This window comes from Xanthomonas hortorum pv. cynarae (assembly GCF_002939985.1).
GTDB classification, from domain to species: domain Bacteria; phylum Pseudomonadota; class Gammaproteobacteria; order Xanthomonadales; family Xanthomonadaceae; genus Xanthomonas; species Xanthomonas hortorum_D.
Genome location: NZ_MDFM01000001.1, coordinates 30,318 through 52,389, shown reverse-complemented (window position 1 = coordinate 52,389; position 22,072 = coordinate 30,318). Strand labels below are relative to the sequence as shown.

At 65.0% G+C, this 22,072-nt stretch carries 23 protein-coding genes; 14 read left to right on the top strand and 9 right to left on the bottom strand.

The features are described from left to right. Positions 1–142: 142 nt before the first annotated feature. The 3 genes from XcyCFBP4188_RS00260 to rlmM are packed head-to-tail and all read left to right on the top strand — an operon-like array spanning position 143 to position 2,211. Positions 143–571 carry a hypothetical protein gene (locus XcyCFBP4188_RS00260; RefSeq protein ID WP_006449571.1) on the top strand — a complete coding sequence of 143 codons (429 nt, stop codon included), beginning with the start codon at positions 143–145 and terminating at the stop codon, positions 569–571. Then, the gene (locus tag XcyCFBP4188_RS00255; protein ID WP_006449572.1) at positions 571–1,131 is read left to right on the top strand and encodes a nucleoside deaminase; all 561 of its coding nucleotides are present in this window, start codon (positions 571–573) and stop codon (positions 1,129–1,131) included. The genes XcyCFBP4188_RS00260 and XcyCFBP4188_RS00255 overlap by 1 nt, the downstream gene beginning before the upstream one ends. Positions 1,132–1,167: 36 nt before the next feature. Beyond that, positions 1,168–2,211, top strand: a complete 1,044-nt coding sequence (gene rlmM, locus XcyCFBP4188_RS00250; protein WP_006449573.1) for a 23S rRNA (cytidine(2498)-2'-O)-methyltransferase RlmM — start codon at positions 1,168–1,170, stop codon at positions 2,209–2,211. Positions 2,212–2,475: 264 nt separating this feature from the next. Here rlmM and XcyCFBP4188_RS00245 read toward each other — a convergent pair whose 3' ends face one another. Next, positions 2,476–3,585 carry a Gfo/Idh/MocA family protein gene (locus XcyCFBP4188_RS00245; RefSeq protein WP_006449574.1) on the bottom strand — a complete coding sequence of 370 codons (1,110 nt, stop codon included), beginning with the start codon at positions 3,583–3,585 and terminating at the stop codon, positions 2,476–2,478. A gap of 263 nt (positions 3,586–3,848) precedes the next feature. Between XcyCFBP4188_RS00245 and XcyCFBP4188_RS00240 the strand changes: the two genes are divergently transcribed. The 7 genes from XcyCFBP4188_RS00240 (at position 3,849) to XcyCFBP4188_RS00210 (ending at position 11,219) form a co-directional block, all read left to right on the top strand. Continuing rightward, on the top strand, positions 3,849–4,751 hold the full coding sequence (locus XcyCFBP4188_RS00240; protein WP_074056735.1) for an SMP-30/gluconolactonase/LRE family protein: 903 nt from the start codon (positions 3,849–3,851) through the stop codon (positions 4,749–4,751). Between the two features lie 82 nt (positions 4,752–4,833). Then, positions 4,834–5,556: a hypothetical protein gene (locus XcyCFBP4188_RS00235; RefSeq protein ID WP_006449576.1), complete on the top strand. Its 723-nt coding sequence runs from the start codon at positions 4,834–4,836 to the stop codon at positions 5,554–5,556. Between the two features lie 144 nt (positions 5,557–5,700). Next, complete coding sequence (locus tag XcyCFBP4188_RS00230; protein WP_006449577.1) at positions 5,701–6,099, top strand: EF-hand domain-containing protein; 399 nt, start codon at positions 5,701–5,703, stop codon at positions 6,097–6,099. A gap of 605 nt (positions 6,100–6,704) precedes the next feature. Next, positions 6,705–7,178: a MarR family winged helix-turn-helix transcriptional regulator gene (locus XcyCFBP4188_RS00225; RefSeq protein WP_006449019.1), complete on the top strand. Its 474-nt coding sequence runs from the start codon at positions 6,705–6,707 to the stop codon at positions 7,176–7,178. A gap of 34 nt (positions 7,179–7,212) precedes the next feature. Beyond that, positions 7,213–8,040, top strand: coding sequence for a p-hydroxycinnamoyl CoA hydratase/lyase (locus XcyCFBP4188_RS00220; RefSeq protein ID WP_006449020.1), 828 nt, complete (start codon positions 7,213–7,215; stop codon positions 8,038–8,040). Positions 8,041–8,123: 83 nt separating this feature from the next. After that, the gene (locus tag XcyCFBP4188_RS00215) at positions 8,124–9,593 is read left to right on the top strand and encodes an aldehyde dehydrogenase (protein WP_104591466.1); all 1,470 of its coding nucleotides are present in this window, start codon (positions 8,124–8,126) and stop codon (positions 9,591–9,593) included. Between the two features lie 147 nt (positions 9,594–9,740). Next, positions 9,741–11,219 carry an AMP-binding protein gene (locus tag XcyCFBP4188_RS00210; RefSeq protein ID WP_104591465.1) on the top strand — a complete coding sequence of 493 codons (1,479 nt, stop codon included), beginning with the start codon at positions 9,741–9,743 and terminating at the stop codon, positions 11,217–11,219. 198 nt (positions 11,220–11,417) lie between these two features. On the opposite strand, the gene XcyCFBP4188_RS00205 is transcribed toward XcyCFBP4188_RS00210, so the two are convergent. The 3 genes from XcyCFBP4188_RS00205 to XcyCFBP4188_RS00195 all read right to left on the bottom strand — a co-directional run bounded on the left by XcyCFBP4188_RS00205 (position 11,418) and on the right by XcyCFBP4188_RS00195 (position 13,752). Further along, positions 11,418–12,419, bottom strand: coding sequence for a LysR substrate-binding domain-containing protein (locus XcyCFBP4188_RS00205; protein ID WP_006449023.1), 1,002 nt, complete (start codon positions 12,417–12,419; stop codon positions 11,418–11,420). A 66-nt stretch (positions 12,420–12,485) separates the two neighbouring features. Then, a complete protein-coding gene (locus XcyCFBP4188_RS00200) occupies positions 12,486–12,845 on the bottom strand; it encodes a protocatechuate 3,4-dioxygenase subunit alpha (RefSeq protein WP_006449024.1) in 360 nt (119 codons plus the stop codon). Positions 12,846–12,855: 10 nt separating this feature from the next. Then, positions 12,856–13,752, bottom strand: a complete 897-nt coding sequence (locus XcyCFBP4188_RS00195) for a gallate dioxygenase (protein WP_006449025.1) — start codon at positions 13,750–13,752, stop codon at positions 12,856–12,858. 235 nt (positions 13,753–13,987) lie between these two features. Between XcyCFBP4188_RS00195 and XcyCFBP4188_RS00190 the strand changes: the two genes are divergently transcribed. Further along, positions 13,988–14,662: a GntR family transcriptional regulator gene (locus tag XcyCFBP4188_RS00190; protein WP_006449026.1), complete on the top strand. Its 675-nt coding sequence runs from the start codon at positions 13,988–13,990 to the stop codon at positions 14,660–14,662. A 175-nt stretch (positions 14,663–14,837) separates the two neighbouring features. On the opposite strand, the gene XcyCFBP4188_RS00185 is transcribed toward XcyCFBP4188_RS00190, so the two are convergent. The 5 genes from XcyCFBP4188_RS00185 to ubiH all read right to left on the bottom strand — a co-directional run bounded on the left by XcyCFBP4188_RS00185 (position 14,838) and on the right by ubiH (position 19,735). Beyond that, on the bottom strand, positions 14,838–15,866 hold the full coding sequence (locus XcyCFBP4188_RS00185; RefSeq protein ID WP_043907453.1) for a SphA family protein: 1,029 nt from the start codon (positions 15,864–15,866) through the stop codon (positions 14,838–14,840). 114 nt (positions 15,867–15,980) lie between these two features. Continuing rightward, the gene (locus tag XcyCFBP4188_RS00180; protein ID WP_043907455.1) at positions 15,981–16,412 is read right to left on the bottom strand and encodes a nuclear transport factor 2 family protein; all 432 of its coding nucleotides are present in this window, start codon (positions 16,410–16,412) and stop codon (positions 15,981–15,983) included. 114 nt (positions 16,413–16,526) lie between these two features. After that, on the bottom strand, positions 16,527–17,246 hold the full coding sequence (locus XcyCFBP4188_RS00175) for an alpha/beta fold hydrolase (RefSeq protein WP_006449029.1): 720 nt from the start codon (positions 17,244–17,246) through the stop codon (positions 16,527–16,529). A 102-nt stretch (positions 17,247–17,348) separates the two neighbouring features. Then, complete coding sequence (locus tag XcyCFBP4188_RS00170) at positions 17,349–18,530, bottom strand: UbiH/UbiF family hydroxylase (RefSeq protein ID WP_104591463.1); 1,182 nt, start codon at positions 18,528–18,530, stop codon at positions 17,349–17,351. Continuing rightward, positions 18,527–19,735 (bottom strand): 2-octaprenyl-6-methoxyphenyl hydroxylase, encoded by a 1,209-nt coding sequence (ubiH, locus tag XcyCFBP4188_RS00165; protein WP_046932141.1) that lies wholly within the window; start codon positions 19,733–19,735, stop codon positions 18,527–18,529. The genes XcyCFBP4188_RS00170 and ubiH overlap by 4 nt, the downstream gene beginning before the upstream one ends. A gap of 129 nt (positions 19,736–19,864) precedes the next feature. Between ubiH and XcyCFBP4188_RS00160 the strand changes: the two genes are divergently transcribed. Genes XcyCFBP4188_RS00160 through XcyCFBP4188_RS00150 form a run of 3 tightly spaced genes read left to right on the top strand, consistent with a single transcriptional unit; the run spans position 19,865 to position 21,948 of the window. After that, the gene (locus XcyCFBP4188_RS00160; protein ID WP_006451495.1) at positions 19,865–20,443 is read left to right on the top strand and encodes a hypothetical protein; all 579 of its coding nucleotides are present in this window, start codon (positions 19,865–19,867) and stop codon (positions 20,441–20,443) included. A 1-nt stretch (position 20,444) separates the two neighbouring features. Next, positions 20,445–21,002 carry a cob(I)yrinic acid a,c-diamide adenosyltransferase gene (locus XcyCFBP4188_RS00155; protein ID WP_006451494.1) on the top strand — a complete coding sequence of 186 codons (558 nt, stop codon included), beginning with the start codon at positions 20,445–20,447 and terminating at the stop codon, positions 21,000–21,002. Positions 21,003–21,039: 37 nt separating this feature from the next. Beyond that, on the top strand, positions 21,040–21,948 hold the full coding sequence (locus XcyCFBP4188_RS00150) for a histone deacetylase family protein (RefSeq protein ID WP_006451493.1): 909 nt from the start codon (positions 21,040–21,042) through the stop codon (positions 21,946–21,948). The last annotated feature ends 124 nt before the right edge of the window (positions 21,949–22,072 follow it).

The following is a 22,072-nucleotide window of genomic DNA, read 5'->3' as shown; positions in this document are numbered from 1 at the left end:
GATACGCCGCAGCCAGCGCCGTCGGCCGCAAAGGTCGCAAGACCTGGATCACCTGGTCTTCTGCAGGTGACCCAGGCTTTGCAGCACTCCGCACATCAGGGGCTTACCATGGCAGCTCACCTGTCCTGATCGGAGCGGCCACATGTCCCGTCTTTTGTCCCGGTGTCTGAGCACGATATTGCTGCTGGCCTGTCTTGTCTCGATCGGCTGCGTGGCCGCCCCCCCGACCGATACGGCCACGCCGCCTCCGGAGACCGGCTCGGCAAGTGGGCCGGCGACCGGCCAGGCAACCGGCAAACCCATCGTCGTCACCACCACCTGCCGCACCGATGCTGATTGCACGGTGAAAGACGTCGGCAACTGCTGTGGCGCTTTTCCAGCCTGCGTCAACGTCAACAGCGCCACCGACCCCAAGGGCGTACTGGCGCAGTGCCAGGCCAGCGGCATGATGAGCGTGTGCGGCTTCCGCGAGATCAGCGCCTGCCAGTGCGTGGCCGGGCAATGTGCCGCAAAGGACGCGCAGGCCGATACACTGCGCCCCGCTCCCCCCTCTACCGAAACGGTCCACTGATGCTTTACGCGCAAGTCCACCTCACGCTGCCCGATTGGATCCACGCGCATGTCGACGACAGCCGCGCCTATCCCAGCGACGAAGACAAGGTGGCGCTAGCGATCGAGCTGTCGCGGATGAACGTGCAGGAACGCAGCGGCGGCCCGTTCGGCGCGGTCGTGTTCGGCCCGGACAACCGCATCATCGCCGCAGCAGTGAACCGCGTGGTGCCGCAGACCACTTCGCTGGCGCATGCCGAAAACATGGCCTACATGCTCGCGCAGCAGCGCCTGCAGACGCCGCGCCTGAACGATGTGCTGTCGCCGGTGACGCTGGCCACCTCTGCGCAGCCGTGCTGCCAGTGCTACGGCGCCACCGTGTGGGCCGGCATCGATCGTCTGCTGATCGGCGCACGCGCCGAAGACGTGATGGCATTGACCGAATTCGACGAAGGCCCGCTGCCCGCCGATTGGGTGGGCGAACTTACCCGCCGCGGCATCGAGGTGGTGCGCGACGTGCACCGTGAACAGGCGTGTGCGGTGCTGCGCAACTATGGCGAGGGCGGCGGTGACCATTATTGATCTGCCACGCAGCGATCGCGCACGCCAGGCACTGCGATGAGCGGGCTGCTGTGTTATTGCCGCCAGGGCTTCGAGCCAGAGCTGGCCGCCGAGTTGAGCGCGCGCGCCGCATTCGTCGGCATCGCCGGCTATGCGCGCACGCAACGCAACGACGGCTATGTGCTATTCGTCTGCGATGAAGCCGCACAACTGGCTGCAAAGCTGCACTGGCGCGAGCTGATCTTCGCGCGGCAGAAACTGGTGGTGATTGCCGAGCTCAAAGGCATCGATCCCAAGGACCGCATCACGCCGATCCTGGCCGCGTTGGAAGGCCAGCCGCGCTTCGGCGATCTGTGGGTGGAACACCCGGATTCGGATGCCGGCAAGCCGCTGGCAGGGCTGGCACGCAGCTTCGGCAATGCGCTGCGTCCGGCCTTGCGCAAGGCCGGCCTGCTCACCGACAAACCGCAGCCGCGCCAGGCACGGTTGCATATCTGTTTTCTCGATGGCGACCACGCCTTGCTGGCAGTGGCCGACAGCGCCGACAGCGCGCCGTGGCCGCTGGGCATCCCGCGCCTGAAACTACTGCCAGAGGCGCCGTCGCGCTCGGCGCTCAAGCTCGACGAAGCACTGCTCACCCTGCTCACACCCGAAGAACGCGAAGCGCTGGTCAAGCCAGGCATGCGCGCGGCCGATCTGGGCGCGGCGCCTGGCGGCTGGACGTGGGTGCTCACGCGCCAGCACGTGCATGTCACCAGCGTCGACAACGGCCCGTTACGCGAGCATGTCCTGGAAACCGGTCTGGTCGAGCATCTGCGCGCCGACGGGTTTCATTGGAAGCCTGCGCAGCCGCTGGACTGGATGGTCTGCGACATGGTCGAGCAACCGCGTCGCGTCGCAGAACGCATGGCCACCTGGATCCGCGAAGGCTGGTGCCGCAACACCATCTTCAACCTCAAGCTGCCGATGAAAAAGCGCTGGGACGAAACCCGCCTGTGTCTGGATCTGTTCGAGCAACAGTCCGAGAAATCGCTGATCGTGCGCGCCAAGCAGCTGTATCACGATCGCGAAGAGATCACGGTGCTGGCGATGCGGGGCTGAGAGCTGGGATTGGGGATTGGGGATTCGTAAAAGCGGGGGATTGGTGGCGTCATTGCTTTGGGCGCTGGCGAGCATTCGCGTGGCTTGATGTGATGTTTCACCCGCGCGCAGTCGCAGTGTTGGCAGTCCGACGCGATTGCTGGGCAGCCGCTCCGTTAGTGGACTGCACGGCCTGTGGTACGTCATCGTGGCAGGCTGGTGCGCGCCAGCCTGCTCGCATGGCTCGGGCGGGCCTGCCCCGTCGATTGACGAAGCGAGGCGCGATCACAGCACGATCCGCTTGCTGCCCTCGCGTGCCGAGCGGTAAATCGCATCGACAATGCGGATGTCGCCCAGGCCTTCTTCGCCGGGCGTACGCAGCGGTGTGCCGTTGATGATCGCCAGCGCGTCTTCGTCCATCTGCAACGCCTGCTGGTGCGGCACCTTGGCGTCGAACACGCGTCCATCGCTGGCCTTGCCGGTCACGCCCTGATAGCTCTGGAACGGCGACAGCTCGTACCAGCCGCGCTCACACTCGGCGCGCAGCACATTCATGTTTTTGCCGAAGCTGGTCTTGCACTCGGCGCGCACTGAATTGGGAAATTCAAGCGTGAAGTCCATATGCTCGTCGACTTCGTCGAACAGGTCGGGACGATCGGTCCAGCGCTTGGCCGTCACCGCCAGTGGTTCGGTGCCCACCGTGTAGCGCGCGGCATTGAGCGGATACACGCCCATGTCGTACATGGCACCGCCGCCGAATTGCGAACGCAACCGCCACGGACGGTCGGCCTTGGTCGCATCGTGATAACCGTTGTAACCGGCCTCGGCACGCACACGCTGCATCGCACCGAACGGCTTTTCGCTGGCCATCGCAATCAGGCGACGCGTATTGGGTTCGTGCTGCATGCGGTAGCCGATCGTCAATGCCACCTTGTTACGCTTGCAGGCCTTGATCATGGCCTCGCATTCGCCGGCGTGCATCGCCATCGGCTTTTCGCACCACACATGCTTGCCGGCCGCCGCCGCGCGCAGGGTCAGCGGCGCATGCAGATGGGTTGGCGTGACGATGTACACCACATCGATCTCGTCGTTGTCGGCGATACGATCGAAGTTCTCGTAGTTGTAGACGTTGCGGTCGGCAATGCCGTACTTGGACTGCCACTGCGGAATCTTCGACGGTGTGCCGGTAACGATACCGGCCAGCTTGCAATGCTTGGTCAAGGCCAGGCCCGGCGCAAGTTGCTCGCTGGCATAACTGCCCAGACCGGCCAACGCTACATTCAGCGGTTTTCCAGGGGTTTTCTTCGGCAATGCCCAGCCAGGCGCAGCAAGCAGAATGCCTGCACTGCCGAAAGCGGCGAGCAAACGGCGACGTGTGATCGATTCCACGGACATGCAAACCTCCTTCGCAAGATGAGAGCGGCTGACACAGCCAGCGCGCGCAATCGTCATCTGACGACGACGCACCCAAACCGGAGTGCCAGTGGGGACATGCCGCACCGCGTCCCAATCGCGCCACCCGAAGGTGGGCGCCATCGTGAAACTGGTCGCCGTCGGCCAATGCTGCCCGGGCACCTTACTTGATCGTGCGTGATCACCGCCATGGTCGCTGCGCACGTTCTGGCACACTGCCAACGATCCCATCCGGAGCATGCCGCATGATCGCTGTCGCACGCCGTCGTTTCCTTCCCTTGGCGTTGCTGTTGTCCAGCTCGCTGGCGATTGCCGCCGATGCGCCCTTCGTTGCGCGCGACCTGATCGGCGATGGCGCCTTCACGCATAACGCCGAGGGTCCAGCAGCCGGGCCAGACGGCGCGCTCTATGCAGTGAATCTGGGCAAGGACGGCACCATCGCGCGCATCGCCTTGCACGCCGATGGCAGCGCAACACCTGAGGTCTTTGTGACCTTGCCCGAAGGCAGCACCGGCAACGGCATCCGCTTCCGCGACGGCGCGATGTATGTGGCCGATTACACCGGCCACAAGATTCTGCAAGTGAACATGCAAACGCGCGCAGTGAGCACCTTCGCCGCGCTGCCCGATGCCGATGGCCCCAACGATCTGGCACTCGCACCCGATGGCAGCTTCTATGCAAGCGACCCGAACTGGAAGGACAACAGCGGGCGCCTGTGGCAGATCAGTCGCGAGGGCGTAGTGCAATTACTGGAAGCCGGCATGACCACTCCCAACGGGCTGGATATCAGCCCCGACGGCAAGCATCTGTACGTCAACGAAAGCATGTCGCGCAAAGTGTGGGTGTACGACCGCGTCGACGGCGCATTGCGCAACAAACGCCTGCTGATCCAATTCCCCGACTTCGGCATGGACGGGATGCGCTGCGATGCTGACGGCAATCTCTATATCGGCCGCTACGACGCCGGGCAGATTGCGGTGGTCTCGCCACAGGGCAAGTTGCTGCGTACCGTCGCACTGAAAGGCCGCAAGGCCAGCAATGTCGCGTTCGGCGGCAAAGATGGCAAACAGGTGTTCGTCACCTTGCAGGATCGCGGCGCAGTTGAAACGTTCAGATCCGATCGCCCGGGGCGCGAAACCGGACGCTGAAACTGCTGCCCGCGTCGCATTGGTTCTCAGGTCGCGCAACAGCGTCCTGGCATCCTGCAGATCACCTGTAGAGGACTCCCCCATGCAACCGATCGAACTCAAGGACGCAGCCGCCTTCGGCAACGAATTCCTGCGCCTGACCCTGCTGCAGGGTTTCCAGTCGCTGACCAAGCGCGATCTGGAATTGCTGATCTTCGTGCTGCTAGAACGCGACGGCGCCATCTCGCGCAACAGCTCCAACGCGATGGTCGCATTACACCTGCGGGTGACCTCGGCCAAGGTCAAGGCCTTGCGCCGCGACGGCTATGCGCGCTGGCGCTCGCTGGTGCCCGAAGAGGGCGACGCGGCGATGCAGCGCATCGTCGCCAACGTGCTCACCGAAGACAATCTGCGCTCCGGTACCAAGCACGTCAGCGAACGCAGCCGCAAGGAAGGATTTCTGGCCGTGCGTATCGAACACCCGGACGATGCGCAGCAATTCGAGCAGGCCATTCTCGATGTCGGCGCCCTGCCGGTGTACGAGCGCAATCGCGAAGTGGTTGCGGTGCGTTTCGACACGCTGCTGAAGATCGCCGAACGTTGGGGCTATCTGCAGCCGGATCCGCAGGCCACCGTGCGTGAATTGCAAAAGCTCACGCCCACCGCTGAAGAAGTGGGGGATCTGTTGAAGAAGGACATCGCGCAACTGCGGTGGGAAGACGTGCGGCGCGCACTCAACAGTCTCGGTGCCAAGGCCGTGGCCAGCACCGCCGAGGGCGGCTTGAAGGGATTGTTGAAGATCGTGTTTCCGTTCATTCCTGGCTGAGTAGGACGCACAGTGGCGTGTCACTCGGTGGCGTGCGATCACCGTGGCGACACGCCATGCATCATGGCTCATCAGCAACGCAGATCCTCGCAAGGGGCGCCACACGTTCTAGACTTGCGAGCTGTTCCACATCAGGGGGATCTGATGACCATCACCACCCGCATCACCGTAACGACCATCTTGCTGCTTTTGGGCAGCAACGCTTTCGCGCAACAAACACCCACACCCGCCAGCAGCATGCCGCTGGTCGACGTTCCCAACGTCATTCGCACCCAGCCGCTATCCAGCGGCGACGTCACCCACCAGACTCAGTTGGAGCGCCCACGCGGCGAATCCAGCGTGATCGTGCGTTCGATCCAACCCAGCAGCGTGGTCGGCAGCTACCGCATCGACTTTCAGGCAATGGATACCGATGGCGACGGCAGCATCAGCCGCGCCGAAGCGCAGGCCAACCCCGCGCTGGCCGACGAATTCGATGCGCTAGACACGCGCCATAGCGGCCACCTGACTCGCGAACAGCTCGCCGGCTGGTTGATCCAGTAACCAAGAGCGACCAACAAAACCTACCAAACGCCGTAGCGATAGCTGCAAGTGTTGGCCACACGCGCCTTCGTTGACGACTGGCCCGATGTCGGACACGGAAGTGACATTCTTCGGATCGAAAAGGGCCGATCAGACCGTACCTCATCGAACGCCCGCAAAACGCACACTGCTCGCAACCACGCCCACCGACCATCTCCACTGGTCCTTGCCCGCCCACCGTCGCGGGACCTTACGCGGCATGGATGCCGCGTAAGAGCCTACACGGACGTACTTGCGGCGTGTCCCACGATGGTGGGCGGGCAAGGACCCCGCAGCCAGCCTGCAGATCAGTCGCTCTACACGTGCCAACACACCGGCGCTACGCCATCGCGCACCACGCTTCGTTTGTCATCGCATTCGCCTAGATGGACGTACCTGCAGCATGTCCCGCGATGCTGGGCGGGCAAGGACCTTGCAGCCAGGCCACAGATCAGTCGCTCTACGCGTGCCAGCACACCGGCGCTACGCCATCGCGCACGACGCTTCGTTTGTCGTCGCATCTGCCTCTTGCGGCGCCCGCTTTGGTCGGCTAGATTGTATTTAAAGGATACAATTTGGATGGATCGATGACCGCTCGCCTGGCACTTGCCGCAGACCTTGGCTACCAACTGCAACTGGCCGCATTGGCGTCCAGCCATGCCGCGCGCCAGGAGCTGGCCGAGCTGCAGCTCACCCCGGCGCGCGTCACCGCATTGATCCATATCCGCGACCAGCCCGGCTGCGACCAGACCGAACTCGGTAACCGCCTGCTGGTCAATCGCGCCGCCGGTATGAAGATCGCCAACCTCCTGGCCGAGCAAGGCCTGATCGAACGCCTGGCCGGCCGCGATCGGCGCAGCAAGGGCCTGTACCTCACGCCATCGGGCGAACGCACGCTTGCCATGGCGCAGGCCTGCCTGGCCCGCGCGGTCGAGCGCACCTGCAGCGATCTGCAGGCCTCCGAGCGACAAACACTGCTGCGCCTGCTGTGCAAATTAAACGCCAGCGCCGCACTGGAACGGGCCGGCGTGGCAGACACCGCGCTGACCGAAGAACTCTGATCCCCGCACCATTACGACTCCAAGGAGACGCCGCTTGAACGAGCATGACGTGGTATCGGTCCGCATCGAAAACCGCATTGCCTGGGTGAAGTTTGCACGCCCCGACAAGCGCAATGCGATGAGCCCGGCGCTCAATCGCCGCATGATGGATGTGCTGGACGAGCTGGAATTCGACGACAACGTCGGCGTACTGGTGCTCGGTGGCGAAGGCACCGCCTGGTCGGCCGGCATGGACCTGAAGGAATATTTCCGCGAAACCGAAGCCCAGGGCCTGCGTGGCGTACGCCGCTCGCAGCGCGAATCCTACGGCTGGTTCCGCCGCCTGCGCTGGTACCAGAAGCCGACCATCGCCATGGTCAACGGCTGGTGCTTCGGCGGCGGTTTCGGCCCGCTGTTCGCCTGCGACCTGGCGATTGCCGCCGACGAGGCGCAGTTCGGCCTGTCGGAAATCAACTGGGGCATCCTGCCCGGCGGCGGCGTCACCAAGGTCGCAGTGGAATTGCTGTCCATGCGCGATGCGATGTGGATGACGCTGACCGGCGAAATGGTGGACGGCAAGAAAGCTGCCGAATGGCGCCTGGTCAACGAAAGCGTGCCGCTGGAACGGCTGGAAACGCGCACCCGCGAAGTGGCCGAGTTGCTGCTCAAGAAAAACCCCGTCGCACTGAAATACGCAAAAGATGCGGTGCGCCGTGTCGGCACCATGACCTACGACGAAGCCGAAGATTATCTGGTGCGCATGCAGGAAGCGGCCAATTCGTTCGACAACAACGCCCGCAAGGAAGGCATCCGTCAGTTCATCGACGAGAAGAGCTACAAGCCCGGCCTGGGCGAATACGACCTCACTAAAAACAGCGCCTGAGTAACGCCTACGGCGTCTGACGCGATGCGTGCAGCACACGCATCGCTGGCGCTGCCAGTGGTTTTTCGCACCGAGGAGGCAGTATGGAAGCCTTGTCCGCAACCCTGCGCGGGATTGCCGCGCGTGGGCCTTTGGGTCTGTTCATCGATGGTCAGTGGCGCGCCAGCACCGGCGATCGCCATGTCGATGTGATCGCGCCGCACACCGAAGAGCGCCTGCTGCGTTACACCGAACCCTCCTCTGCCGATACCGATGCAGCAGTCGCTGCTGCGCGTGCCGCGTTCGACAGCGGCCCCTGGCCACAACTGTCGCCGCCCGAACGTGGCGTGGTGCTCAAGCGCGTTGCCGAACACCTGCGTGCACGCATGCCGGAACTGGCCGAGGCCTGGACCGGCCAGGTCGGCGCCACCATCGGCTTCAGCCGCCGCGCCTCGCAGCAAGCGCCCGGCCTGTTCGATTACTACGGCGACCTGATCGCCACTCATCCGTTCGTGGAGCCGCGTGCACGCGCCAACGGTGGCCGCGTGCATGTCGTGCAAGAACCGGTCGGCGTGGTCGCAGCGATCACGCCATGGAACGCCCCATTGGTGCTGCTCTGCTACAAGGTCGCCGCCGCATTGGCCGCCGGTTGCACGGTGGTGGCCAAGCCCTCCCCGGAAACGCCGATCGATGCCTACATCCTGGCCGAATGCATCAGCGCCGCCGGTGTCCCCGATGGCGTGTTCAATCTGTTGCCGGCCGGTCGCGAGGTCGGCGAACAGCTGATCCGTCATCCGCAGGTGGACAAGGTGAGCTTTACCGGTTCCACCCAGGCGGGCCGAGCGATCGGCGTTTCCTGCGCGCAGCGGTTAGCGCGGGTCGGGCTGGAGCTGGGCGGCAAATCCGCAGCGATCGTGCTCGACGATGCCGATCTGGCCAAGGTGCTGCCCAGCCTGGTGCCCTACTCCATGCCGATCACCGGCCAGGTGTGCTTCGCGCTCACTCGCGTGCTGGTGCCGGCGCAGCGGCGCGAAGAGATCCTGCAAGCCTATTGCGCGGCATTGAGTGCGCTCAAGCTCGGCGACCCGTTCGCTGCCGATACCGGCATGGGCCCGTTGGCGCTTGGCCGCCAGCTCGAGCGCGTGCAGTCCTACATCGCGCAAGGCAGCGCCGAGGGTGCGCGCCTGGTCATGGGTGGCGGTCGTCCGACGCACTTGCCGCGCGGTTTCTTTATCGAGCCAACGGTATTTGCCGAGGTGACACCGGACATGACCATCGCGCGCGAAGAGATCTTCGGCCCGGTGGTCAGCTTTATCGATTATCACGACGGCGCCGACCTGATCGCCAAGGTCAATGCCAGTGACTTCGGTCTGCACGGCACGGTCTACAGCGAAGATCCCGAGCGCGCGTATCGCATCGCACGCCGTGTGCGCAGCGGCAGCCATTGCATCAATGGCATGTGGGTGGATATCGAGATGCCATTCGGTGGGTTCAAGAATTCCGGTATCGGCCGCGAAGGCGGTATCGAAGGCCTGCACGCATTTCTTGAAACCAGGACCATTTATCTCAGTTAGAACCTCCATCGGCACAACGATGCGTCCGCTACATAAACGCTCGCTACGTTCTGTCGGACACCTTTGTCAGCCACGTTCAACCTTCAGCTCTCAGCAGTCGCACTCACGCCAGTCACTCCCCAACTCCGCACTCCGGAAGACCACGCCATGACCATGCCGACCGACTCGATCGCTTTTCACGCCCGCCTTGCGCCACACACGCTCGCCGCACGCGACCTGTTGCTCGGCGCGCAATGGACCTACGCCGAACTCGATGCATTGATCGGCCGCTTCGCCGCATTACTGCAAGCGCGCGGCTGTGTGGATGGCGAACGCGTGGCGGTGCTGGCACGTAATTCGGTCTGGCAGGTGGCGCTGCATTTCGCCTGCGGGCGGGTCGGCGCGATCTATGTGCCGCTCAACTGGCGATTGAGTGCGGGCGAGTTGGATGCCTTGTTACAACGCGCAGAACCTGGCCTGTTTTTAGGCGATGACGTCGCCGCCGGGCGCGCAGATGTCGTGCCGCTGACCGACTTCATTGAAGAGGCCAACGCACTCGAACCCGCCGACACCGCGCCGATTCCGCCCGATCGCGTCAGCCTGATCCTGTTCACCTCCGGCACCTCGGGACAGCCCAAAGGCGTGATGCTGAGCGAGCAGAACCTGCAACAGGTGGCGCACAACTTCGGCGTCACCACCCGCGTGGATGCGACCAGCAGCTTTCTGTGCGAGGCGCCGATGTTCCATATCATCGGTCTGGTCACCAATGTGCGCCCGGTATTGGCCGTCGGCGGCTCGATCCAGGTGTCCAGCCGCTTCGAACCAAAACGTACCCTGGGCTGGCTGAGCGATCAATCGCTGGGAATCACGCATTACGTCGGCGTGCCGCAGATGATGCAGGCCTTCCGCAGCCAGCCCGGTTTCGATGCGGCCTCGCTGCGTCACCTGACCGCGCTGGTCAGCGGCGGCGCGCCACATGCCAGCGAGGATCTGCTCGGCTGGTTGGACGACGGCATCCCGATGGTGTGCGGTTTCGGCATGAGCGAGGCCGGCACGGTATTCGGCATGTCGGTGGACTGCGCGGTGATCCGCAACAAGCTCGGCGCGGTCGGCATTTCGACACCGGCGGTGCAAACGCGCGTGGTCGATGGCGATGGCAACGACTGCCCGGCCGGTGTCCCCGGCGAGCTGTTGCTGCGCGGGCCCAATCTCAGCCCCGGTTATTGGCGCGACCCGCAGGCAAGCGCCGAGGCGCTCGATGAGCACGGCTGGTTCCGCAGCGGCGACATCGTGCAGCGCGATGCGGATGGTTTTTTCTGGGTCGTCGACCGCAAGAAAGACATGTTCATTTCCGGCGGCGAGAACGTCTATCCGGCAGAAATCGAAGCCGTGCTCGCCGAGCATCCGCAAGTGCGCGAATGCGCGGTGGTGGGCATCGCCGACCAGCAGTGGGGCGAAGTCGGTTATCTGGCAATCGTGCCCACCGATGAGGCACCGGATCTGGACCAGATCCGCGCCTATCTGGTCGAACGCCTGGCCAAGTACAAGGTGCCCAAACACCTGCGCGTCGTCGAGACGCTGCCACGCACCGCGACCGGCAAATTGCAGAAGGCGCGTTTGAAAGAGGCATTGGCGAAGGAGGCGTGATATGCGTTGGGCGCGTGCTGCGCCCAGCCATCTTCAAGCCATCAATTCAGCGGCCGGATGCGGACGACTTGGCCGCACACAATCTGGCCGCACACAACAAAACGGGCAGCCTGGGCTACCCGTTGTTCGCTTGCATCAGACCCACAGCGCAGTGATCGACAGCACGCATCAAGCCCTTCTCGTGACACCATCAGTCGATTACGCAGACGCGTCCAGCAGCATGTCGTCTTCGCCGATCTGCTCATCCACCCACACCGCACCCTGCTCGGCCATCACCCCCAACTGGTGCTCCAGCTCGCGCATCAGCAAGCGCACGCCGGGTTTATGGATCGCTGCGCCATCGCGATAGATCACCCCGCCGGCCCGCGCCTGCGAGGGCTGCTGCAGCTGGAAGGCGCGCAGCTCGCCACGTGCGATATCGCCGGCCACCATCATGCTCGGCATCACCGCAATGCTGTCGGTGCCGAGCAAAATCTCGCGGGTGAAACTGGCCGAGCTGGAACGCAACTGATCGCGCGTGGCCAGGCCGTGTTCGCGCATCACCTGGGCCACATCGCGCTCCACATGCTGGCTCAACGTCGGCAACACCTGCCGGTAGGCGACCGCTTCGGCAATGCGCACCGGGCCGTTGGCAAACAAGGGGTGATCGCTGCGCGCGACCAAGGCGATCGGATCCTGGTACAGCACCTTGCGGATCAGCGCATCGTAACGGGCCAGCGGATACAGCCGACCCACGACCAGGTCGATCTCGTTGCCGGCCAGCTTGGGCAGCAACTCGTCGGTACGCCCGTGCAGCAGGCGCACCCGCAACGTTGGCTCGGCGCGGTACAACGCGGCCAGCACGGCCGGCAACAATCCGCTTGCCGCCACCGGCAATGCGCCCACCGTGATGGTGAGCGCATCGTCCTGCAACAGACCCTCGAAGGTATCTTGCGCACGCCGTAGCTGGCCAAGAACGACATGCGCGGTCTGTACCAGCACCTCGCCCATCGCATTGGGGCGCACGCCGCGCGAATGGCGCTCGAACAACGGCGCGCCGACGATCTCTTCGATCTCCTGCAGGGCGCGCGTCAATGCGGGCTGGGTGACGTTCAATACGCGTGAGGCGCGCAACAGGCTTTTTTGCCGGTCCAGCGCCTCGATGACACGTAGATGCCGGACCTTGATGCGGTGTTCGAAGAACACAGAGGACATGGTCATGGGGAGGACCTTACGTTTGGGAAGTCGGGTGAAGCCGCGCTGCGGCAAAGGGCCGACGCGTGCAGATCAGCGTGCATCGGGCACACGCCGCGTCTGCATGAAGTCGTCGAAAGATTCGCCGCGCATGATGGCGTAAACCTGCAGATTGGTCATGCGCACCACGCGTGCAAATTTCTCGATCACAAAAAAATTGGCGCCATACTGCACCAGGCCGAGCCAGTCGCGCGCACGGATCAGCGCTTTTTCCTGATCGGTGAGCTCGGCTTCCTGCATCAGCATTTCGGCATCCTGCAAAAAACGATCGCGCCAAGGGGCGCGGATCATGTGCCAAAAGAAACGATTGATGCGCAGCGCGCGGTTGCTGGTGCGCAGATCGAACACGTAGGTGCCGCCGATCTGCTCCATGCCCTGTACTTGCGGATTCATCGTCAGGTCCTCATGCCGCGTTCGCGGTGTGCGCGAGCAACTCTGCCGAGCGCAGCGCGCCGGCGGCTTCTTCGCCAGGCTCGTACAGCACCACGGTCATCGCAGTGGTGGTCATCAGGTAGTAGTTCTGATGCAGCTTGCGGATCGGCCCGTCCATGGCACCGCGCATCGCCAGCCACATGATCTGCTCCACGCTCTCGGCACCGCCCAGGCGCACGTAATCGGTGTGGGTCAGTTCGGTCAGCGATTCCGGCTCGTGCTGGAAGCGATCCAGAAATTCCATGTCCCACTCGGTGTTGTTGAAGCCGGTGCGTTCGCCATGGATCTGATGCGAGAGCCCGCCGGTGCCCACCACCACCACCTTGAGATCTTCCGGATAGGATTCGATCGCGCGACGTACCGCCTGGCCCAGGCGGTAGCAGCGGCGCGCAGTCGGCAGCGGGTACTGCAGCACGTTGATGGCGATCGGCACCACCGTGCCCGGCCAGTCGGGCACGTGCGGCCACAGCAGCGGCAATGGCGCCGCACAGCCGTGGTCGATGGGCTTGTCCTGGAACACGGTCAGGTCGAATTCGTCGTTGACCAGACATTCGGCGATATGCGCCTGCAGCTGCACATCGCCGCGGATCGGCGGCAGATTGCGCAGCCCCGCACCTTCATCGGCGACCGGAAAGCGCTCGCCGATGCCCAGTGCGAAGGTCGGGTACAGATCGAAGAAGAAGGTCGTGCAATGGTCGTTGTAGAAGAACACCAGCACGTCGGCCTGTTGTTCGGCCAACCAGGCGGCCACCGGTGTGTAACCGTCGAACAGCGGCTTCCAGAGCGGATCCTGCTGTTTGCCCTTGTCGTAGGCCACCCCGATGGTGGGAACGTGGGAGGTTCCGATGCCGCCGATGATGCTTGCCATGTTGCACTCCTGCGACGCAGGCCGGCCGCTTTTGGGGCCAAACGCGCGTCATTGGTTGAGTCGGGATCAGCGACGCAATGGATCCCAAAGAAGGAAGACCAACGACTCCGGACCGCCAAAACGGTATCCTTGGGATCCAAATTGCCATCAAGCGTTCTCATCCGCAAGGTTTTTATACACGTAATTGCAAGTTTCCCCGCTCGAAGGAACGTGCGCTGCGGTACGGCGCGAGAGAATGGAGCCAATGGCGAACAACCACCGATTGCAAGCGGTCCAGCAACTACGCGAATTGATCCTGTGCGGCACCTATGCCCCGGGCGAACGCATCACCGAAGCGGCCTTGGCAGAGCGTCTGGCCATTTCCCGCACCCCCATCCGGCAGGCATTGCCGGCGCTGTGCCAGGAAGGCCTGCTGGTACAGACGGGCAACCGCGGTTATGCGGTGCGGCGTTTCAGCCAGCAGGAGAGCCTGGACGCGCTGGCGGTCCGGGCGCTGATGGAAGGTATGGCCGCACGCGCCGTGGCCGAACAAGGCGCCTCTGCCGCCCTGCTCGCCGCCCTGCATGCCTGCCTGGACGAGGGTGACCGCATTCTGGCCAAGCGCACCCTGGATGCCAGCGACGAACTGGCCTACGGCGAGATGAACGCGCGGTTCCACCGCATGATCGTGATGGCGGCCGACAAACCGATCCTGATTGAGACGGTGGACCGTTGCACGCTGGTCCCGTTTGTCAGCCCCACCAACGTGGTGTTCGGGCAACGCTCGCCGACGCTGGCCTACGACGATCTGTATTACGGGCATCGGCAACATGGGGCGATCGTGTCGGCCATCGAGCAACGCGACGGCGCGCGCGCCGAACTGTTGTTCCGCGAGCATGCCAACACGCAGCGGCACAGCATGGGGATGTAACTCTGCGGCTCGGTTGCGTTTTCAGCGCGGCCAAACCGCGAAGGCAGCCGACGTCAACACTCACGCGCGCCAGCTCCCTTGCGTTGCGCAGGCGCGCAGTGCGAGTCACGTCCCCCCCGCGCTGCACGTCACGTGCATGCCGACTTTGCGCCCGCATGCACGCCGTTGGGCCGCACTACAACGAATGCACGTACATCAGGTTCACGCTGTTACCGGCGACCGAATTCTCCACGTCCAGCGGGATGTAAAGGTTGAGGTTGAACAGGTTCTTTGCATCCACGCGCCATGACAGCCCGGGCCCCAGATACAGCTGCATGCGCTTGCTGTCCGCCACGCGCGCGCCATTGGTCCGGTTGTCTTTGAGCTGCTGCAGGAAATAGCCGTTCACACCCACGCGCAGTTGCTCGCTCACTTTCACCGAGCTGGCAAAGTTGACCCAGACCGCGTCGCCGGCCTGGCCATTGCGAAACCGAAAGCCCGGGATCGGCGGCACGCCACCGGCACGGTCGGTGCGGAAATTGTAGAGATAGTTGATGCGCGCACTGATTTCCCAGTTATCGGTGGGCTGCACCGTGAATGCCCAGTGCGGTGCGATCGACCAAAAGCCAGTACCCTGGTTGATGGCAATGTCGCGATCGAACTTGCCGACCGGTGCGAACAGATCCAGCGCAAAGCGTTGAAAGAAGAACACACGCCCGTCCCGCATGACCGGCGGCATCTGCAGCGCCGGACCGAACGAAATATCGCCCATGCCAAACCCATTGCTGCTCAATCGCACCGGGCTGTCGGCTGCGAACGAGGTGTCGTAGTTCACCAGCGGGATGATGGTGTTGAAACTCAGCGAACCGCGCCCCAGCGAATACGGCGTCACGTAGATCAACTGGGTCAGTAAGGCGCTGACCCCGACCTGCGGGTCGCGAAACGCAGGCGAGTTATCCCCGCGCGCATTCTTGATCGTGTTCAAGTCGTAGTAACGCAGGTATTCCAGCACCGTCCAGCCCGGCGTGGTGGAGCCGAAGCCATCCATGAAACTGGTGCCGCCCAGGTTGATGCCCTGCGGCATGGCCACTGTGTCGGGCGCTGCCTGCGCGAGGACGACCGCCGGTGCCAGCGTGCCAAGCAAGAGGGCCAGCCTGCCCGCATGCTGGCGGCGCGACCGGGACGATGAAGGACGACGACCAACAGACAAGCGTGCGCGTTCCACTAGGCGATTCTCCGATAAGGATGGGCGATTGAGGCAACGCGACAGGGGGGAGGAGCAGTGGTGCGATGCCACCCGGGTTCGCCGGGGGCACCGTTGAACAGCGGTGGTGGGTGTCTAGTGCGCTTCCACGCGCACCAGCAATGCGCCGAGGCGTTGTTTGAACAGCCAGTGGTCGTCCTGGCGCACCAGCACATCGTCGAACGTGCCAATCAATGCCGGCGCCTGTGTGGTCCACGGCGGCGGGGCGATGGCCTGTGGTGCGCTGTACAGCGCCACGTAGCTGTGTGCATGGGCCAATGCGTCTGAGTGCACGCTGACCAGGGTATTGAGCATGAGATGGCAAGTTCTGCGCGGCGCCCGTGCACGGAATGCCTCGCGGATCGCCTCGCGCCCATGCACGGGCGCGTCTGGTGCGCTAGGCCTTGCAAAGACGCCATCTGCGGTGAACAACGCAGCCAGTGCGTCATGTTCATGGCGATCGTTGTGCAAGGCGAACCGGCGGATCAGCTGTTCGCAAGCAACGATGATCGAAGCGTCTGGGGACACGCGGTGGCCTCACTGGCAATGGGTGATACGAGAAAAAAAGTGGCGGGCGACGCTGACGTCAGCGGACGTGCATTCGCGAGCCGATGGGTGTGACGCCGCACGGGGAGACGGTGGTCATGCAGCCAGCCAATCGCGCAGCGCGGCACTGACCGCAGCAGGCGCTTCCACCGGCGTCATATGCCCGCTGTGCTCGAACACCACCAGCTGCGCGTGCGGGATCTGCCGCGCCATGTCCTGATGACGTTCCAGCGGACTCCAGCTGTCTTGCCGGCCCACGCCAAGCAGCGTCGGGCAATGCACCTGCGCCAGCACGGGCGCGGCATCGGGCCGATTCAGTAGCGCGGTCACCTGGGCGGCATAGCTCTGCGGGGTCTGCCGCATGACCATGGCGACCAGTGCCTGCATCAGTTCGGCGTCGTCGTGGCGGTCGGGGTGCAGCATCGGCGGCAACCACTGGCGGGCCAGCGCCTGCATGCCGTCACGGCGCGCAAGCTCCACGAGCGCACCGCGCTGCGCATGCTCCTGCGCGTGCGCCGGATGCACGCCGGTGTCCAGCAGCGCCAGACGCTGCACGCGCGCCGGCGCCTGCCGCACGATCTCCAGCGCCACCCGGCCGCCCATCGAATGACCGGCCAGCGCAAACTGGTCAGGCGCCGCGGCCAATGCCTGTGCAGCCATCTGCTGCACGCTGTCGATGCCCGGGAAATCGAGCACGCGCACCTCGGCGATGTCCGCCAGCGCCGCACGTTGCGCGTCCCAGATGCTGGCGTCACACAGCAGCCCGCTCAGCAGGAGCAGCGGCGGGTTGAGTCGTGCGGAAACGGCGGAGGTCATGGCCCGACTGTAGCCAGCCCGGGCGCGTCCGTCGTATGGAAACTGCGGCCTTCGCTATTAACGCTGGAACATAGCGGCCAGCAGACCGTCAACGCGGTGCGCTCACGCGTTGCCGGACGCGCGCTTCCACAGCAGATCCACCAACGGCGGGAGCTTGCCCGCCACCCCCAGCACCGTGCCACGCAGCAGGGTCACATGCATCTCGTCGTTGGAGAACACCGTGTTGATCGCGTCGAAGCCATACGCGGCAACGGTGTTTTCGCTGCGCCGCGTGCGTGCCCAGCGCTGCAGGCGATGTGGGGCGGCCCAGTCGGCACGCTTTGCGAGCGCGTTGCGCACCTCATCGCGCAACGCCGCCACATCGCGCAGGCCCAGATTGACGCCCTGCCCGGCCAGCGGATGCACCACGTGTGCGGCGTCGCCCAAGGTCAGCACGCGGCCGCTGACGTACTGCTCCACCAACTGCCGCTGCAGCGGAAATGCCGCGCGCGCAGACACCACGCGCACGTCGCCCAGTCGCGCGGCAAAGGCCTGGGTCAACTCGCGCGAGAAGTCGGCATCGTCGAGCGCCAACACGCGCTCGGCTTCGGCATCCGGCAAGGTCCACACGATCAAACTGCGGCCATCGGCGAACGGCAGGAATGCCAGCGGGCCGGTGGTCAAAAAGCGCTGCCATGCGGTGGAGTGATGCGGCTGATCGGTCTCCACGAACGCGACCACGCCGCGCTGTGCATAGGCATGCCGCGCCACCGGCAGGCCGATCAACTCGCGCAACGTGGATGCCGCGCCATCGGCGGCAATCGCAATCGCCGCCTCCAGCCGACTGCCGTCATCCAGGCGCAGGCGCACGCTGCTTGCGTCCTGCTCCAGCTCGGTCACGCGCGCCGGGCAATGCACTGCGATGCCTGCGGCATGCACGGCGGCCCACAGGCGATCGACCAGCAACGCGTGTTCGACGATCCAGCCAAGTTGTTCGCGGCCCAGCGTGTCGGCATCGAAACTCAATTCGCCGCCACCGCCTGCGTCCCAGACCCGCATGCGCCGGTACGGCTGCACGCGTGCGGCGCGCACGGCCTTCCACACGCCCAGGCTGTCGAGCAGCGCCGCGTTGTCAGCGGCAAAGGCGTACACGCGCAGATCGGGTTGCTCTGCGCGCCACTGCGCAGGCTCGCGGCCTTCGACTAAAGCGACGCTCAAGCCCGCATCGGCCAGGGCCAGCGCGCAGGCGGCACCGACCACGCCACCGCCGACGATCAACGCATCGCGGGTGCTGCGGCGGCTCATGCAATCCCCCGGCACAGCTGCGGCACGTCGCCACGGAAGCCCATCGCCCCGCCGACCAGCATCGATTGCAGCGGCGCTGCCTGCGAGGTGGCCAGCAGCCCGAGACTGCGCAACGGCCGCAGCAACGGCGCCGGATTGCCGGTGAGCCGTGCTAATCCGCTGGAAAACCCGATGGTCTGTTCGCGGTCCACCCGCCGACGCGCCAGATACTCGCTCAACAGCGCGCCGGCACCGGCATCGCTGCGATCGTGTTCGATCAATTCGGCCAGCGTCAGCGCATCGCGCAAGCCGAGGTTGAAGCCTTGCGCGCCGATCGGGTGCAGCGTCTGCGCCGCATTGCCGATCAGCACCACACGTTCGGCCAGCAGATTGGTGGCCAGCACCTGCACCAACGGATACGCGCTGCGCTCGCCGCTGGCGACAAAACGCCCGGCGCGCCAACCGGCCGCGCGCTGCAGGCGGGCCAGCCAGCCGGCCTCGTCGAGCGCAGCCACCGCCTCGGCGTCGGCACGCGCCACGCAATGGATGGCGCCGTAATGTCGGTCGCCGCGCGGCAGTAATGCCGTTGGCCCGTGCTCGCCGAAGCGCTCCCACGCGGTGCCATCCGGCGGCTTGGATGCGCGCACCCGCGCGACGAACAGGGTCTGGAAAAAGTCGTGCGCTTCGCTGCCGATATGCAGCAGCTCGCGCACTGCGCTGTCGCGGCCATCGGCGCCGACCACCAGCCTGGCCCGCACAAGCTGCTCGCCTTCATCGGTAGACAGGCGCAGTGCGCGCAGGCCGTCCTGCACCGGTTCGACCCCGATGCAACGCGCCGGGCGATAACGGCGTAGATGGGTCAGTTCGTCCAGGCGTGCCTGCAAGGCGTCACCGAAGTCGCGCGCCACCACCACCTGGCCGAAGCTGTCGCGCCCGTAGTCGGCGGCGTCCAGCTGCACCCGGCCAAAGTCGCCGGCGCGGCTGACATGGATGCGCCGGATCGGCCCCGGCGGGCTGCGCAGCTTGGCCATCACCCCAAGTACGCCGAGCGCGTTGACGGTGGCGGCGGCAAAACTGAGGTTACGTTGGTCGAACACCGCTGGCGGAGTGCCGGCCGGGGTGGCTTCCACCAGCCCGACATCCAGGCCGATGCGGTCCAGCGCGATCGCCAGGCTGGAGCCGACCAGGCCGCCGCCCACGATCAGAACGTCATGTAGGTGTGTCATCCCCACATGATAAGCCTTCGCCCATGGCCTGTTGGCGTGATCGGGTGGGACAGCTTGACGCGCCAGGCGCGCGTGGCGCGGCGGGTTCCACGCTACACTCCCGGGCCTGTGATCCGGCTCCTTTCGCGCATGACTCCTCGCTCGCACGACACCCTGATTTTGAGTCTGCTCGCCATTGCGATGGCGGCCACGCGGATCAACCACTTCGCGCCGGTCCCGGACGCCTCGTGGGCGGTGTTTTTCATTGGCGGATTCCATCTGGCCGCGCGCAGCAAACTGGCGTTCCCGCTGCTGATGCTGCTGGCGGTGGCGGTGGACTGGCTGGTGATCACCCGGCAGGGCCTGAGCTTCTGGCAGCACTACTGCGTGTCGCCCGCTTACTGGTGCCTGATCCCGGCGTATTTCGCGCTGTGGGCCGGTGGCGTCTGGCTGCGCCGGCATTACCGCGGCGCCGAGTGGAGCGCGCTGGCCAGACTTGTGCCTGCACTGCTGATCGCCGTGGCGCTATGCCAGCTGATCGCCCAGGGCAGCTTCTACTGGATCAGCGCCAGCGTGGCCGAGCCGACCGTCGCCGGCTGGTTCAAGAACTACACCGACTGGCTGGGGCCTTACCTGCGCAGCGCCGCGCTCTACGTTGCGGCGGCCGCGGTGATCCAGGTTGCCGCCGAGCGCCTGACCAGCGCGCACGGCCAGACCCAGGCCGGCTGAGATGGGCAACCGGCTCTCACGCATCTATACGCGCACCGGCGACGACGGCAGCACCGGTCTGGGCGACGGCAGCCGCACCGGCAAGGACGCGCTGCGCGTCACTGCCTACGGCACCGTGGACGAAGCCAATTCGGCCATCGGCGTATTGCTGGCCGCCCCGGGCATGCCGGAGCCGATCGCCGCGCTGCTGACGACCATCCAGCACCAGTTGTTCGATCTGGGTGGCGAGCTGTGCATCCCCGGGCATGCAGCTATCGACGCCGCCGATATCGAGGCGCTGGAGCGTCAACTCGATCACTTCAACGACACGCTTCCCCCGCTGCAGGAATTCATCCTGCCGGCCGGTGGCGAAGCGGCCGCACGTTGCCATCTGGCCCGCACCATCGTGCGCCGGGCCGAACGCGAGACCGTTGCGCTGTCGCGTCAGGAGGAAGTGCGCAGCGAGGCGATCGGCTATTTGAATCGCCTGTCCGACCTGTTGTTCGTACTCGCCCGCGTGCTGGCGCGTGCCGATGGCCAGCAGGAAGTGCTGTGGCGGCACGACCGCCGGCGCGGCTGATCTGCACATGGCACGGCGGACAGGCTAGATTTGCAACATGTTGGTCTTTACCCATCCCGCCTGCCTCGGCCACGACGCCGGCCCCGAGCATCCCGAGCGCCCCGCCCGTCTGGAAGCGGTGGTCGATGCCCTGCGCGACGCCTTCCCGGATCTGGACTGGCGTGAGGCGCCGCTGGCCAAGCTCGGCGACCTGTGCCGGGTGCACGAGCGCGAACAGGTCGATGCGGTACTGGAAACCGCCTTCGAAGGCCATCACCGGCTCGATGTGGACACCGTGATGTCGCCCGGCTCGCGCGCGGCCGCCTTGCGCGCGGCAGGTGCCGGCATCGCCGCGGTGGATGCGGTGATGCAGGACCTCGCCCGTACCGCCTTTTGCGCGGTGCGCCCGCCGGGCCACCATGCTACCGGCCAGGTGTCGATGGGCTTTTGCCTGTTCAACAACATTGCGCTGGCTGCCGCGCATGCGCGCGACCGGCATGGGCTGGAGCGGATCACCATCGTGGATTTCGACGTGCACCACGGCAACGGCACGCAGGCGATCTTCGAGCGCGACCCGACCGTGCAATACCTCAGCACCCACCAGTCCGGGTTGTATCCGCATTCGGGCAGCGTCTACGAGCGTGGCATAGGCAATATCCACAACCTGCTGCTGCCACCGGGCAGTGACGGGCTGCGCTTCCGCAACGTGTGGGAAGACGAGATGCTGCCGCTGATCGATGCCTTCCGCCCGCAGCTGATCCTGATCTCTGCCGGCTTCGATGCGCATCTGCGCGACCCGCTGGCCGATCTGATGCTCGACGCCGACGATTTTGCCTGGCTGACCCGTGCCTTGCGCACCCTGGCCGAACGGCATGCGCGCGGCCGCGTCGTCTCCATGCTGGAGGGCGGCTACGACCTGCAAGCCTTGCGCGAGAGCAGCGTGGCGCACGTGGCCGCACTGCGTTGAACCCCAACGGCGCGTTGGTCGCGCCACCCATTGCGATGAACCTCGCCCTCCCGATGCGGGGGCTTTTCATTGCCCCCATGCGGGGTATACGGCAAGCTAGTCGCCATTTTACTGGTTGAACCCA

Coding starts and splice junctions, on each gene's coding strand:
- XcyCFBP4188_RS00260 (WP_006449571.1), top strand. CDS start 143: ATGTCCCGTCTTTTGTCCCGGTGTCTGAGCACGATATTGCTGCTGGCC.
- XcyCFBP4188_RS00255 (WP_006449572.1), top strand. CDS start 571: ATGCTTTACGCGCAAGTCCACCTCACGCTGCCCGATTGGATCCACGCG.
- rlmM (WP_006449573.1), top strand. CDS start 1,168: ATGAGCGGGCTGCTGTGTTATTGCCGCCAGGGCTTCGAGCCAGAGCTG.
- XcyCFBP4188_RS00245 (WP_006449574.1), bottom strand. CDS start 3,585: ATGTCCGTGGAATCGATCACACGTCGCCGTTTGCTCGCCGCTTTCGGC.
- XcyCFBP4188_RS00240 (WP_074056735.1), top strand. CDS start 3,849: ATGATCGCTGTCGCACGCCGTCGTTTCCTTCCCTTGGCGTTGCTGTTG.
- XcyCFBP4188_RS00235 (WP_006449576.1), top strand. CDS start 4,834: ATGCAACCGATCGAACTCAAGGACGCAGCCGCCTTCGGCAACGAATTC.
- XcyCFBP4188_RS00230 (WP_006449577.1), top strand. CDS start 5,701: ATGACCATCACCACCCGCATCACCGTAACGACCATCTTGCTGCTTTTG.
- XcyCFBP4188_RS00225 (WP_006449019.1), top strand. CDS start 6,705: ATGACCGCTCGCCTGGCACTTGCCGCAGACCTTGGCTACCAACTGCAA.
- XcyCFBP4188_RS00215 (WP_104591466.1), top strand. CDS start 8,124: ATGGAAGCCTTGTCCGCAACCCTGCGCGGGATTGCCGCGCGTGGGCCT.
- XcyCFBP4188_RS00210 (WP_104591465.1), top strand. CDS start 9,741: ATGACCATGCCGACCGACTCGATCGCTTTTCACGCCCGCCTTGCGCCA.
- XcyCFBP4188_RS00205 (WP_006449023.1), bottom strand. CDS start 12,419: ATGACCATGTCCTCTGTGTTCTTCGAACACCGCATCAAGGTCCGGCAT.
- XcyCFBP4188_RS00200 (WP_006449024.1), bottom strand. CDS start 12,845: ATGAATCCGCAAGTACAGGGCATGGAGCAGATCGGCGGCACCTACGTG.
- XcyCFBP4188_RS00195 (WP_006449025.1), bottom strand. CDS start 13,752: ATGGCAAGCATCATCGGCGGCATCGGAACCTCCCACGTTCCCACCATC.
- XcyCFBP4188_RS00190 (WP_006449026.1), top strand. CDS start 13,988: ATGGAGCCAATGGCGAACAACCACCGATTGCAAGCGGTCCAGCAACTA.
- XcyCFBP4188_RS00175 (WP_006449029.1), bottom strand. CDS start 17,246: ATGACCTCCGCCGTTTCCGCACGACTCAACCCGCCGCTGCTCCTGCTG.
- XcyCFBP4188_RS00170 (WP_104591463.1), bottom strand. CDS start 18,530: ATGAGCCGCCGCAGCACCCGCGATGCGTTGATCGTCGGCGGTGGCGTG.
- ubiH (WP_046932141.1), bottom strand. CDS start 19,735: ATGACACACCTACATGACGTTCTGATCGTGGGCGGCGGCCTGGTCGGC.
- XcyCFBP4188_RS00160 (WP_006451495.1), top strand. CDS start 19,865: ATGACTCCTCGCTCGCACGACACCCTGATTTTGAGTCTGCTCGCCATT.
- XcyCFBP4188_RS00155 (WP_006451494.1), top strand. CDS start 20,445: ATGGGCAACCGGCTCTCACGCATCTATACGCGCACCGGCGACGACGGC.
- XcyCFBP4188_RS00150 (WP_006451493.1), top strand. CDS start 21,040: ATGTTGGTCTTTACCCATCCCGCCTGCCTCGGCCACGACGCCGGCCCC.